The organism is Heliobacterium mobile (assembly GCF_009720735.1).
GTDB classification, from domain to species: Bacteria; Bacillota; Desulfitobacteriia; order Heliobacteriales; family Heliobacteriaceae; genus Heliobacterium; species Heliobacterium mobile.
The window spans coordinates 329,995-343,289 of sequence record NZ_WNKU01000002.1 but is presented as its reverse complement, the minus strand read 5'-3'; the positions used below and the strand labels follow the sequence as shown (position 1 = coordinate 343,289).

Below are 13,295 nucleotides of genomic sequence, written 5' to 3'. Positions count from 1 at the left end.
AATGATTTGGAATGGGCGGTGGCTCTTCAACAACTTTGGTCGATTATTGATGATGTCGTTAAAAACTGCAACAAGAAGTTAGCCGCTTTGATTAAAAGTCAACTCCAGAAATGGATTGGCTCTTTACCCAACTATATCAAGGCTTACTTGCCTATTTCTGTGTGCGAAACTTGAGTACTTTATTTTTTTCATTTCAGATTATGCCTTATGAGGTTTCTTCCATAGTCTATTGCAAAGAGAGGGAACTGTTCGTCGTACCTATTCGTCATAGAATTAGAAGGGAGTCGTTCAAAGAAAGGTGGATATCATCATGAAAAAACTTTTGACCTCAAAGGGATGGTTAACAGGCATCCTCGCGTTAACCTTATTTAGCGCGGGTTGTATCTCATCGGTCGGGGCATCGGCCACGGCTGCCGACACACAGAAGGAACTCTCTGTCGTCGGGTCTTATGCAAACCTGAAAAAGCTGGTGGAAAAGGCGCGGACGGAAAACGATTTGACCTTGTACGGGGGGGTTCGAAGGGACCGTCTGTTCACGACAGCCGCCCCGACGCAAGCACCCAAAGCAGAAGCATCTAAATCGGCTGCTGCTGACGGTTCAGCTTTGGCTTCAGGCGATTATTCCAAGACCAACGTTCAGGTGGACGGCGTCGACGAAGCGGATATTGTTAAAACGGACGGACGATATATTTACCAGGTCAATAAGCAGCGCGTTGTAATCGCCGAAGCCTATCCCCCGGAAGAGATGAAGCTGGCTGCCACAATCAATCTGGAAGATCAACCCCTTTCACCACGAGAAATTTACGTGGATAAGGATTATCTCGTTGTCATTGGGGACAGCCGTTACGATACACCGGTGCTTGTTCCAGAAATAGGAGCCCAATCGAAAATGCTCCCCGGATGGAGAAGGCCGCCATATCATCCCTATCCCCTTTATGGCTCTGTGAAAGCTCTCATCTACGATATTCGAGATAAGGGAAATATTCGTAAGACACGGGAGGTTGAATTGGAAGGGAATTATGTATCGTCCCGGAAGATCGATGCTTCCTTATATCTGGTGACCGACCGTCAACTGGGGTACTACTTACCGGAGACGGAAGATCCGACCATTTTGCCTTGGTATAAGGATTCGGTGAGCGGAACCGAAAAGATCCTCATGAGCTATGACAAAATCCGTTGTTTTCCCGATTTTGTTCAACCGAATTACCTCTTAGTAGCCGGATTCGATGTGACGGATACTAGCAGAAAGGTTAACGTCTCCACTTATTTAGGTTCAGGTCAAGAGGTCTATGCGTCACTTCAGAACTTGTATGTCGCTGTGACACACTACCAAAGGCAGGCACACAGCGGCATTACCGTACCTTATGGGGGTCAGGCAGCAGAAAAAACCCGACTCTACAAGTTCCGGCTTAATCAAGCCAACATTAGCTATCAAGAGCAGGGAGAAGTGCCCGGACGGATTCTCAATCAGTTTTCCATGGATGAATCGGGCGATTACTTCCGGGTGGCTACAACTGTCGGCAGCCCCTGGGAACAGGGCGAAGGGACATCGAAAAACAACTTGTATATCCTCAATAGCCATTTGACGCAAGTCGGTAAATTGGAAGGAATAGCCCCAGGCGAACAGATTTATTCCGTTCGTTTCATGGGAGAACGGGCCTATGTGGTCACTTTCCGCACGGTCGATCCTCTATTCGTCATCGATCTGAAAGTTCCCCAGACACCGAAAATTCTCGGAGCTTTGAAGATCCCCGGCTACAGCAACTATCTTCACCCCTATGATGAAAATCACATCATCGGATTTGGCAAAGACACGGTCGAGCAGGTGCAAAAAGATAGCCAGGGGAACGAGGTAGGTGTCAGTGCTTTTTATCTCGGCATGAAAATGGCCATTTTTGACGTGACCGATGTCAATCACCCTGTGGAGCAATTCACCGCCAACATCGGAGATCGCGGCACAGACTCGGATTTGCTGCACAACCATAAAGCCATGCTCTTTGATAAGCAGAAAAATCTGCTGGCTTTCCCAGTTCGGGTGATGGTCGTGGACAGCAATCATCAAGAACAGAGTGGAATCCCGGAATACGGCACCTTTACTTTCCAAGGCGCTTATGTGTACCGCGTCGACTTGGAAAAGGGCTTTGAGTTGAAAGGGAAGATCACTCATTTAACCCAAGAGGATTACGATAAAGCCGGTATGTACTGGTATAACAGCGATAACGATATTCAACGGATCCTCTACGTAGGCGATACACTCTATACCCTGTCGAACAATAAGATCAAAGCCAATGCTATTGTCGATTTAAAAGACCAGGGGACGCTCACGATCAAATAATCGGGAAAAAAGTCCTAACCAAAAAGGATGCATAAGGCAGAGATCCTCCCCGGATACTAATTCCGGGAGGTGTCCTGATTTGATTAAAGATGTCGATCGCTATGAAGCACCGAGCAAGGAGTTAAATAAGCTGCCTGGTGTGCGGGACGGTCAGACGCCGGGGCTCATCTCGTCGGGAACAGTCGGTTTTAGCGGTGAGGGGAACTTCGGTGTCGGCATCCCGGGCATCAATGGAGCCATACCCGGGCAGGATGGGGAAGGACCGACGACGGACCAAGCCCTATCAAACCTGGAAGCTCGGGCAGGGGAAGATCTGCGCCATGATTCTCTCGGTAAAGCACGAGCGAATCTGGAAAAGATACCGGCTCAAAAAAGCGACTTGGAGACCTTTAACGCCACCGTCAAGAACCATGAGACCGAAGAAGGCTTTCACAACCGCATCACTGTCGATGGGATGGGAAATAAAGACCGGTATAAATAAAAACACAAAAAAGATCGCCCTTGCCCGTACATCGGTCAGGGCGTTTTTTTTGTAGCTCAGGCACGTCCACCGAGGATTTGACGGCAGCGAGTCAGCCGGTGGCGATAATACTTGATGACCTCAAGATTGGGATCCGGTTTCCGAATCTCTTCATCGAGCATCCGTTGGTAGTTCTTCATACTGTTCATGGCTTGAATTTTTTCAAAGGCCGAATATACCGGGTTGTAGCGCATTCCCATTCTCTCCTTCTGGTGCGTTGGCTCTGTGAGCCTAGTTTTCCCTACGGGACCATCTTTTTAAACCGTCACCGCATGACGCCTTTTCTCACACCCGCCCCTTTGGTACAATAAAGATTATGTTGGATGGCGTCGATAAAGGGGGACTACCGTTTGCCTAAAGACTTTTTGGGATCCTTGAATCCCGTACAGCGTGAGGCCGTCCTGCATCAGGAGGGGCCTCTTTTGATCCTCGCCGGCGCTGGTTCCGGAAAGACCCGGGTGCTGACCCACCGCATCGCCCATATGATTGAACAATCGCGCATTAGCCCGTTTCATATACTGGCGATCACCTTTACTAACAAGGCGGCCGGAGAGATGAAAGAGCGTCTCGGTCATCTGATCGGGCCGCGGGCCAAAGATGTGTGGATGTCCACTTTTCATTCTGCATGCATGCGTATTTTGCGGCGGGAAGGGGAAAAGATCGGCTATGATCGCAACTTCGTCATCTATGACAGCGATGATCAGCAGCGACTGATCAAGGAATGCTTGAAAGAATTGAATCTGGACGATAAGCGATTTAAACCTCAAGCCATCAGCGCCGGGATTAGTTCGGCCAAGAACATCCTTATGGATCCCATCGGATATGAACGACAGGCTTATGATTATTTTGCGCAAATCACTGCCAAAGTGTACCATGTTTACCAAAGAAAATTAAAATCAAACATGGCCGTCGATTTTGACGATTTACTCATGCTGACGGTTCGCCTGTTTCGAGAGTATCCCCAGGTTCTTGATTATTATCAGGATCGTTTTCAATACATTCATGTCGATGAGTATCAAGATACGAACCATGCTCAGTACACTTGGGTGAAATTGTTGGCCGAAAAGTATCGCAACCTCTGCGTCGTCGGGGACGATGATCAGAGCATCTACGGCTGGCGCGGGGCCGATATACAAAACATCCTTGACTTCGAGCGCGATTACCCGGAAGCAATGGTCCTCAAGTTGGAGCAAAACTACCGCTCCACCGCCAAGATCTTAGAGGCGGCCAACAGCGTTGTCGGCAATAACCGGGGGAGAAAAACCAAACGCCTTTGGACGGAAAACCAGGACGGGCAGCCGCTCGTTTCCTTTCAAGGAGATACGGAACACGACGAAGCTCGCTATATCATCCATAATGTCCGTAACCTTTCTGAGACCGATGGTCGTCCCTACCGGGATTTTGCCGTTCTCTACCGTACGAACGCTCAATCGCGAGTATTGGAAGAACATTTTATGTACGCCGGTATTCCCTACCGCATCTTCGGAGGTCTGCGCTTCTACGAGCGTAAAGAGATCAAAGACATCGTCGCGTACCTGCGCTTCATCTCCAATCCGGCTGATGAGATCAGTTTTCGCCGTATCGTCAACACGCCGAAGCGGGGTATCGGCGACGCCACTGTACAAAAGCTCCTTGATTACGGTGCGGAGAAGGGTTTGACGGCTCAAGAATGCCTCGAACGGGTCTCCGAAGTGCCAGGCATCTCGCGGGGAATCAAAGCTTTAAAAAGCTTTGCCCTTTTGATCGAGGAACTGCGCCGGGATGTGGCCAAATCACTGGTCACCAGCATTGTGGAGCAAGTCATCGATTTGACTGGCTACGTGCGGGAATTAGAGTCGGAGCATAGTGAAGAAGCGAAGAGCCGCATTGAAAACATCAAAGAATTCCTCTCGGTCACACAGGAGTTTGATCGCAACGCCGATGAAAAGACATTAGAGGAGTTCTTAGCCGGAGTCTCGCTCATCTCAGATATGGACAACTACAACGAAGCGGAAGATGCTGTCGTTCTTATGACCATGCACGCCGCCAAAGGGCTCGAATTCCCCGTCGTCTTTGTCGCTGGAATGGAAGAAGGCGTATTTCCCCACAGCCGTGTTCAGTTTGAACAATCGGAAGTGGAAGAAGAACGCCGCCTCTGTTATGTCGCTATTACCCGGGCACGGGAACGGCTCTTCCTGACGCGCGCATGGCAGCGAACAATTTTCGGCAATACTGTATATAATCAGCCTTCTCGCTTTTTAGAGGAGATTCCGACAGAACTTCTTCTCGAAGAGGATGATCGGCGTCCTTCAACTGGTTTTGCTACCAGAAACAGGTATGATCGAGGCTCAGATGGGTCGTCCCTTCAAAGCGCTTTTTCTACCTCTTCATCGCAGGGAGACGCGGCAAATGCTGATAGTTTCGACCTAAACAAAAGCTTCTTTACACCGTCCCAAAGGAAGTCGGCACCTTCAGACACAGAGGCGACTGGTGGACACTTTACCGTCGGTGACAAAGTTCAGCACGGCAAGTTTGGCACCGGTGTCGTTGTAAAGGTCAGTGGGGAAGGGGAGAACCAAGAAGTTCACGTAGCCTTTCCCCAGCAGGGAATTAAAAAATTGCTCCGTAAGTTTGCACCGTTGAAAAGAATCTAGGAGGTGTCTGCCCTCATGGTATCGCCGGATCTGCCGAAAAACCGGGTCGAGGCGGAAGTGCGTGTCAAGGAACTGCGCGAGATCATCCGCCATCACGAGTACCGTTATTATGTCCTGGATGCGCCCGAAATCACCGATGCAGACTATGATGCCCTGATGAGGGAACTGCAAGCGATTGAAGATACCTATCCTGAACTGGTCGAAGCCGATTCGCCGACTCGGCGAGTCGGTGGACAGCCGTTGGCTGCCTTCAATTCGGTGCGGCACCGGGTTCCCTTACTGTCTCTCGCGAACGCCTTTGACGAGCATGATCTGCGTGAATTTGACCGGCGGGCCCGGGAACGGGCCGGCCGCGACCTTACATATGTGGTGGAACCGAAGATCGACGGGCTGACGGTCGTCTTGACCTATGAACAAGGGCGATTCGTCCGCGGCGCAACACGAGGTGACGGTGAAACCGGTGAAGACATCACGGAGAACTTGAAGACGATCCGGACTATCCCCCTTCGCTTGAAGACAGACCTCCCGGTCTTAGACGTTCGAGGCGAGGCCTATCTGCCCAAAGGAGCCTTTGCGACTCTCAATGAAGAACGAGAAGAGCGGGGAGAGCCTGTCTTCGCCAATCCCCGTAACGCTGCCGCCGGCTCCCTTCGTCAATTGGATCCCAAAGTGACAGCTTCTCGTCCCTTACGGGCCTTTTTCTATAACATTCTTCTTCTGGAAGGTGCAGAAGCTCAGGAGCAACGGCAAGCCTTGGAACTGATCGAGCAGTGGGGGCTGCCTGTCAACAAAGAGCGGAAGTTCTGTCTTTCCATTGAAGAAGTGATCGCCTATTGCCGCTATTGGACGGAACACCGTCACGATCTTCCTTTTGAGATCGACGGCATGGTCGTCAAGGTCAACGAACTGGATGAGTATGAGCGGCTGGGAGTTACTTCGAAAAGCCCCCGTTATGCCATCGCATTTAAATTCCCGGCAGAGCAGGCCGTCACTCAGGTACGGAGCATCACCGTAAAAGTGGGGCGCACCGGTGTCATCACGCCCACGGCCGAATTGGAACCGGTCCGCGTGGCTGGTACGACTGTCAGCAGGGCTACCTTACACAATGAAGACATCATCCGTGAAAAGGACATCCATGTCGGCGATTATGTGATTATCCAAAAAGCCGGCGACATCATTCCAGAGGTCGTTTCCGTGCTCAAGGAGCGACGCACTGGGGAAGAGCAGCCCTTTAGCATGCCCCAAGCCTGTCCCGAATGCGGCAGCCCGGCAAGCCGGCTTGAGGGAGAAGTTGCCCTGCGCTGCACCTCATCGACCTGCCCCGCCCAGGCGAAAGAAGGACTGATTCATTACGCCTCTCGGGACGCGATGAACATTGAAGGACTCGGCCCGGCCATCGTCAACTTGCTCTGGGACACCGGTCTCGTCCACAATCCGGCAGACCTTTACGATCTAACGGTCGACCAGGTGGCCCCGCTGGAACGAATGGGGAAAAAATCGGCGGCAAACCTGATCGCCGCTATCGAACAGAGCAAATCCAGGGGACTGGCGGCCTTCACCTTTGCCTTGGGCTTACGCTTGGTCGGTCAGACGGCAGCCAAGACCTTGGCCAGTCATTTTGGATCCATGGAAAAATTGATGGCAGCGACCCAGGAGGAGCTACAAGCGATCCCAGAAATCGGTCCGAAGATGGCCGATTCCCTAAAAAACTATTTTTCCATCCCTGCCAACGTTGAAATGATCCTCCGGCTGGTTGAAAAAGGGGTACAAATGAATGCCCAGCAAAGTACAGTCGATTCGCCTCAAACCTTAGCCGGTAAGATGATCGTCCTCACAGGAACGTTGCAGTCCATGGATCGCCGGGAAGCCCAGCGGCTTTTAGAAGCGCGAGGTGCCAAGATATCCTCCTCTGTCAGTAAGAAAACGAGCATGGTCATTGCCGGTGAGGAAGCGGGCTCAAAATTAGAAAAAGCGCTAGAATTAAAGGTTCCTGTTCTCAGGGAGGAAGATTTTTTAAAACTCATCGACCATCACTAGCAGGGACGAGTCTACCGGCGGCGAAAAGAATAAAGATACACCTTTTTTGCTAAACCCATATCATGGAAATAAATGATGTTTAAGAAAGAAAGGTAGGCCTTCAACGTGAAGGTTGTTCCAATGTTTCGGTTTCACGCAAAAGCGGCACCATTTCGCCTGCAAGGAGTCATCTCCCTGATCCTCATTTGGGAGACACGGCGTATCGGCGCACAAGGCCTTTACGTCCACTTCGTTGTGGCCAATCCAGTGGAATCTCAAATCGACTGGCTCGATGGTGCTCCTTTCGGCCAAGGGGATCGCCTTCTGAATGGACTGCCCGACCATGACATAGAACTCTCTTACCGTGAAGCTTTTTACTTATTTGATTTTATACTTAAGGAATTGGAACGGGCCGAAGTGGAAGTGGCCCCTGAGATTGTCAGTCAGATTCAGTTGTTTCAAAAACCGGATCCGTTAAATCGCCATGAGTGGAACTCGATGATGATTCGACTCTTCGATCGCCCTCTCAAACCGAGGGAAGTGGTCCATGCCTATTTCCAAGCCAGGGCTGTCGAAGATTGGTCCCTCGTCTACCTGCTTCTTCCACACAAGGCTCAGGAGCGGTACGTCGATGGGGAAGACTATGGGCAGCGGATGAAGAAAAAACACCAAGGAGAAAGCCTGCTCCGAGGTGTCGTCGTCGAAGAAATCCTGAATAAAAGAGGGGTTCACTTAATCGCAGAGGTGTTGCTCGGCGAGGAACAGTATCTGCTGACCTATCGCTCTCATTTTTATCTGGTGGAAGAAGATGACCGGTGGGTGATCACCAGCATCCGGCAGGAGTCGTCGTCGAAAGTCCCCTTTGGTCAGGATCCCTTTTTTCAAGGCTTTTGGTACTGGCGCGTCTTTCCGACCCGCAATACCGATTTGATCCTAGAGACGTTGCGCCAAGAAGAGGGATGCCATGTCGAAGACGGTGAGCGCGGAACGGCTATCGTCTACTTGAGCCATGTCAACGACTCCATCGAAATGGGTCTCGATATCGCACGGGATGCCCGTGGGCAAGTCTGGGTCGGCCGCCGGGAAATCGTCGTGGGGACAGTCAGTGAAGAACGGCTCGTCCAACTGGTTCGAGAACTGCGCCGCAACAAACTCATCGGCCATAATCCGGGGCGCGGCCCTTACCGGCTTCCTGAAATCGCCAATTACGCTTTCAGGGAAGGAACCTACGCGAACTTTGAGGAGCTATTAGACGCCTGGGAAGTAAAGTTGGAAAATCCGCTCCTCGGACCGGAGGGATGGGGGCAAGACACGGAAGATGACCCTGTCGCGCGGACTGTTGCCGAGACATCCCAGATCGGTTCGCTGCTCACCCAATTTATCCATTGGCGTTTTGCGGAGCAATGGAAGCGGGAATGGAGCCACTTTGCCCGCCACACCGACGAGCCGGATACTCCCTTTACCGATCACCCGATGAGCTCACTTTTCTGGGAGTGGTTCGTTTTTGACCGCCGCCTGCGAGGGGGAACGACGACACTAGAAGCTTTCGAACAGGAAGTATCGAGTCACTTGCCGCCGTCCCTGCGCGAAGGCATCAAGCGATGGATGGAAAACCGTCCTGGTTTTTATGTGATCCACTCTCTAGAAGAAAAAGGTTACTCGGTGCGGGATCTCTTTGGAGATAACATTTTTTTTATTCGCGATCCTGAGTATAATCCAGAAAAGCCCCCTTATGAGGTGGGATATATTCTCTTTTGCCGGCTCATGCCCTGGGAAGGGGCCTACCGCTACGGCGGCATCGCCTTTTTTTTCCCGCCCTGGTACCGCTCCGACATCGTTACCTATGTTCGAGAGCTTGGACTGAACTCGGGCAGCGAAATCCCTCTCGATTGGCTCGATCTGTGGACACGGAAGTCCCGCCTGATCGTCAATTTCATCATGGAACTTCGCAAAAAGCTGATCCAACCGAAGCTGGTCACTGCCGAAGGCCACCGGGCCGGTGTCTGCCGTGCCGTCTACAAGGTCAATGATTTTCTTGGGCTCACAAGCGCCATCGAAAAGCTCCCCGAATTGGAGATCACCGATCGCGAAAAGCGTAAAGGCCAAGGAGAGATCATCCGGTATCTTTGGATGGAAGATGCCTTAACAGGTCAACTCATGGACGCCTTGCGATCCGGTGAATTGGAAGTTGTCGCGGAGGGGATTCCTCTGACAGACATCTTCCATGAGACCCAGCGAGGCGAAAACCTGCGCCAGATCGGCAACTTGACCATCACCCGGCAATACACCGTCATCGACACCATCTCCAAAGAGCGCCTTGATGTCTTAAAACGCGTTTTCGTCAAATACTGTGGTTTCTTCATCACCCACGAAGAGGACATTTTTGAAGAACCAGAGAATTTAATTCCGAATACGGCAAAGAAATCTTGATTCCAACAAGGCAGGTGAACAAAAGATGTCTCTTACAAAAGACGAAGTCCAACACGTAGCCATGCTGGCTCGCCTCGAACTGTCCGACAAAGAGGTCGAAAAATATACGACCCAGCTGAACGACATCCTCGGTTACGCCCAACGGCTGCAAGCCCTGGACACCGCGAATGTACCTCCGACAGCTCATGTCTTTCCCCTTCAGAACGTCATGCGCGACGATTGTGTCGATCCGTCCATGGCTCGGGAGAAGATCCTGGCTAATGCCCCCGATGAGGAAGATGGTTTCTTCCGCGTTCCTAAGATTGTCTAGTATTTCGACCCGAATGGAGGATCCCTGTGAAGCTGTATACAAAAAAGGCTCATGAACTGCATGACCTGTTGGTGAACAAAGAGATCAGCGCTGCCGAACTGGTCCGGGCCCAGGCTGAGCGAATTGAAGCTGCCGAGCCGAAAGTGCAAGCCTTCATCACCCGGACTTTAGATGATGCCATGGCTCAAGCGGCGAAGGTAGATGCCAAAATCGCCGCCGGCGAAGCGATCGGTCCCCTGGAAGGGATCCCTATGGCTTTAAAAGACAACATGTGCACTGATGGGGTACGCACCACCTGTGCATCAAAGATTCTGCACAATTTCGTACCGCCCTATGACGCTACGGTGGTGACGAAGCTGAAAGAAGCCGGCGCCATTCTCATGGGAAAATGCAATATGGATGAATTCGCCATGGGCTCGTCGACGGAAAACTCCCGCTTCTTCGCGACGCGCAACCCCTGGGATATCGAACGGGTACCCGGCGGGTCCTCCGGCGGTTCGGCCGCCGCTGTGGCCGCTGGACAAGCGGTCTTTACCTTAGGCTCTGATACGGGCGGGTCGATCCGGCAGCCGGCCGCTTTTTGCGGTGTTGTCGGCATGAAGCCGACCTATGGCGCTGTATCGCGTTTCGGACTCGTCGCCTTTGCGTCGTCGTTGGATCAAATCGGACCCTTTACCCGTGACGTTCGTGACAACGCCCGGGTCATGAACGCTATCGCCGGTTATGACCTGAAAGACTCCACTTCCGCCCCGGTCGATTATCCTGACTATGAGGCTCTCCTCGGACAATCGGTCAAAGGCTGGCGGATCGGTCTGCCAAAGGAGTACTTTGGCGAAGGCATTGATCCAGAAGTGAAAGCAGTCATCGAAAAAGCTGTGAAAGTGTTAGAAGGCCTCGGCGCAGAGATCGGCGAGTGTTCCCTGCCTCATACTGAATACGCCCTTCCGGTCTATTATCTGATCGCTCCGGCGGAAGCCTCCTCCAACTTAGCCCGCTATGACGGAGTTCGTTACGGCTACCGTTCCGAAGAAGCGCCTGATTTGATCACCATGTTTAAAAAGACTCGTGCCGAAGGCTTTGGGGAAGAAGTGAAACGGCGCATCATGCTGGGAACTTACGCCCTCAGCTCCGGCTATTATGACGCTTACTACCTAAAAGCCCAAAAGGTCCGCACCCTGATCAAAGGTGACTTTGATCAAGCTTATGAAAAATTTGATGTGCTCCTTTCGCCGACATCACCGACAGTAGCCTTTAAATTTGGCGATCGCACGGACAACCCCCTGCAAATGTACTTATCGGACATCTGTACCTTGTCGGTGAACCTGGCAGGTATCCCGGCCCTGAATATCAACGCCGGTTTTGCCAATGGCTTGCCCGTAGGTCTGCAGTTGATGGGCAAAGCCTTCGACGAGGCCAAGCTGCTGCAGTTGGCCTATGCCTATGAGCAGGCTACCGGATGCCACAGTCAGACGCCGGATCTGGGGGTGTAACAAATGAACAATGAGACCATGCAAATGGAACGTGATTTTGACTTTGAAATCGTCATGGGCTTAGAAGTCCATGTGGAACTGCATACGAAGAGCAAGATTTTTTGCGGCTGCACGACCGAGTTCGGCGGTGACCAGAATACGCATGTCTGTCCCGTCTGCTTAGGCTTGCCAGGGGTGCTGCCGGTCTTGAACAAGCAAGTCGTCGATTACGCCATGAAGGCTGGCTTGGCCTTGAACTGTGAAATCGCTGAATTCTCCAAGTTCGATCGCAAGAACTATTTCTATCCCGATTTGCCTAAGGCATATCAGGTTTCCCAATACGATCTTCCTATCGCTAAGGATGGCTATCTCGACATCGAAGTGGGCGGAAACCCAAAACGTATTGGCATCACCCGTGTACACATGGAGGAAGACGCCGGCAAACTGGTCCACGGCGGTGCGGCGAACCTGGCTGGCGCTGAATACTCTATGGCCGACTACAACCGCACCGGTGTTCCTTTAATTGAGATCGTTTCAGAACCGGACATCCGTTCGATTGAAGAGGCTGTTGCCTATTTGGAACGGTTGAAAGCGATTCTGGAATATACGGAAGTGTCCGACTGTAAGATGGAGCAAGGGAGCTTGCGCTGTGATGCCAACGTGTCCTTGCGTCCTTGGGGTCAAAAAGAGTTTGGCACGAAGGCCGAACTGAAAAATATGAACTCCTTCAAAGCGTTACAACGGGCTTTGGAATATGAGGTAGAACGTCAAGCCGAGATCCTCCGCGATGGCGGTAAGATCCTCCAGGAGACACGAATGTGGGACGAAGCGAAAGGCATGACAATCTCCCTGCGCAGCAAGGAAGAAGCTCATGACTATCGGTACTTCCCTGAACCGGATTTGGTACCACTGGTCATCTCCCGCGAATGGGTTGACCGGGTAAAAGCTACCTTGCCCGAAATGCCTCATGTCCGCAAGGAGCGCCTCGTTCACACCTACGGATTACCTGCCTACGATGCAGGAATCATTACCGGTTCCAAGGCGATGGCTGATTACTTTGACAGCGCCTGTAAGGCCTTTGGGGTAGATACTCCTTCTGGAGTCGAAGCCGATGATAAGGCGAAAGAGCGAGCTAAGCAGATTTCCAACTATATGATGGGCGAGCTCACCCGTCTGCTCAACGCTTCCGAATTTGGCTACTTGAACAGTCCCGTCACGCCGGAAAACCTCGTCGGACTCCTGCAATTGCTCGAAGCAGGAACGATCTCCACAAAAATCGCCAAAACGGTTTTTGAGGACATGTTTGCGACAGGCAAACCGGCGAAGGCGATCGTTGAAGAAAAAGGTCTTGTCCAGATTTCTGATGAAGGGGCTATCGCATCCATCGTTAGAGACATCTTGACAGCGAACCCAAGCGTAGTCGCTGATTTCAAGGCTGGCAAGGAAAAAGCTATGGGCTTCCTCGTCGGTCAGGCCATGAAGGCGACGAAAGGAAAAGCCAATCCCGGACTCGTCAACAAGCTGCTGAAAGAGGAACTGGAAAAACTGTAATCAAAATCAAGCGAAGGCGACCGTATACTGA

9 protein-coding genes are annotated in these 13,295 nt (G+C 51.7%); 8 read left to right on the top strand and 1 reads right to left on the bottom strand.

Annotation, left to right across the window (positions count from 1 at the left end; all coding sequences use genetic code 11):
- Positions 1-310: 310 nt before the first annotated feature.
- Together GJ688_RS04175 and GJ688_RS04170 are read left to right on the top strand one after the other, a co-directional pair.
- Positions 311-2,335, top strand: coding sequence for a beta-propeller domain-containing protein (locus GJ688_RS04175; protein ID WP_155475256.1), 2,025 nt, complete (start codon positions 311-313; stop codon positions 2,333-2,335).
- Between the two features lie 79 nt (positions 2,336-2,414).
- Entirely contained in the window at positions 2,415-2,816 is a 402-nt protein-coding gene (locus tag GJ688_RS04170; protein ID WP_155475255.1) for a hypothetical protein, read from the top strand.
- A gap of 56 nt (positions 2,817-2,872) precedes the next feature.
- On the opposite strand, the gene GJ688_RS04165 is transcribed toward GJ688_RS04170, so the two are convergent.
- Complete coding sequence (locus tag GJ688_RS04165; protein WP_155475254.1) at positions 2,873-3,049, bottom strand: hypothetical protein; 177 nt, start codon at positions 3,047-3,049, stop codon at positions 2,873-2,875.
- A gap of 156 nt (positions 3,050-3,205) precedes the next feature.
- Here GJ688_RS04165 and pcrA point away from each other — a divergent pair, with 156 nt between their 5' ends.
- From pcrA to gatB, 6 genes are all read left to right on the top strand, one after another.
- Positions 3,206-5,488 (top strand): DNA helicase PcrA, encoded by a 2,283-nt coding sequence (gene pcrA / locus GJ688_RS04160; protein ID WP_235910745.1) that lies wholly within the window; start codon positions 3,206-3,208, stop codon positions 5,486-5,488.
- A 15-nt stretch (positions 5,489-5,503) separates the two neighbouring features.
- Positions 5,504-7,525, top strand: a complete 2,022-nt coding sequence (ligA, locus tag GJ688_RS04155; RefSeq protein ID WP_155475252.1) for an NAD-dependent DNA ligase LigA — start codon at positions 5,504-5,506, stop codon at positions 7,523-7,525.
- Between the two features lie 120 nt (positions 7,526-7,645).
- Positions 7,646-9,934 (top strand): hypothetical protein, encoded by a 2,289-nt coding sequence (locus tag GJ688_RS04150; RefSeq protein ID WP_155475251.1) that lies wholly within the window; start codon positions 7,646-7,648, stop codon positions 9,932-9,934.
- Between the two features lie 25 nt (positions 9,935-9,959).
- A complete protein-coding gene (gene gatC / locus GJ688_RS04145) occupies positions 9,960-10,244 on the top strand; it encodes an Asp-tRNA(Asn)/Glu-tRNA(Gln) amidotransferase subunit GatC (RefSeq protein WP_155475250.1) in 285 nt (94 codons plus the stop codon).
- Between the two features lie 26 nt (positions 10,245-10,270).
- On the top strand, positions 10,271-11,734 hold the full coding sequence (gene gatA / locus GJ688_RS04140) for an Asp-tRNA(Asn)/Glu-tRNA(Gln) amidotransferase subunit GatA (protein ID WP_170291643.1): 1,464 nt from the start codon (positions 10,271-10,273) through the stop codon (positions 11,732-11,734).
- Between the two features lie 3 nt (positions 11,735-11,737).
- Positions 11,738-13,264 (top strand): Asp-tRNA(Asn)/Glu-tRNA(Gln) amidotransferase subunit GatB, encoded by a 1,527-nt coding sequence (gene gatB, locus GJ688_RS04135; protein WP_328597309.1) that lies wholly within the window; start codon positions 11,738-11,740, stop codon positions 13,262-13,264.
- Positions 13,265-13,295 lie beyond the last annotated feature (31 nt).

Excerpts from the sequence above, each read along its gene's own strand:
- GJ688_RS04175 (WP_155475256.1), top strand. The coding sequence starts at position 311 with ATGAAAAAACTTTTGACCTCAAAGGGATGGTTAACAGGCATCCTCGCG.
- GJ688_RS04165 (WP_155475254.1), bottom strand. The coding sequence starts at position 3,049 with ATGCGCTACAACCCGGTATATTCGGCCTTTGAAAAAATTCAAGCCATG.
- ligA (WP_155475252.1), top strand. The coding sequence starts at position 5,504 with ATGGTATCGCCGGATCTGCCGAAAAACCGGGTCGAGGCGGAAGTGCGT.
- GJ688_RS04150 (WP_155475251.1), top strand. The coding sequence starts at position 7,646 with ATGTTTCGGTTTCACGCAAAAGCGGCACCATTTCGCCTGCAAGGAGTC.
- gatC (WP_155475250.1), top strand. The coding sequence starts at position 9,960 with ATGTCTCTTACAAAAGACGAAGTCCAACACGTAGCCATGCTGGCTCGC.
- gatB (WP_328597309.1), top strand. The coding sequence starts at position 11,738 with ATGAACAATGAGACCATGCAAATGGAACGTGATTTTGACTTTGAAATC.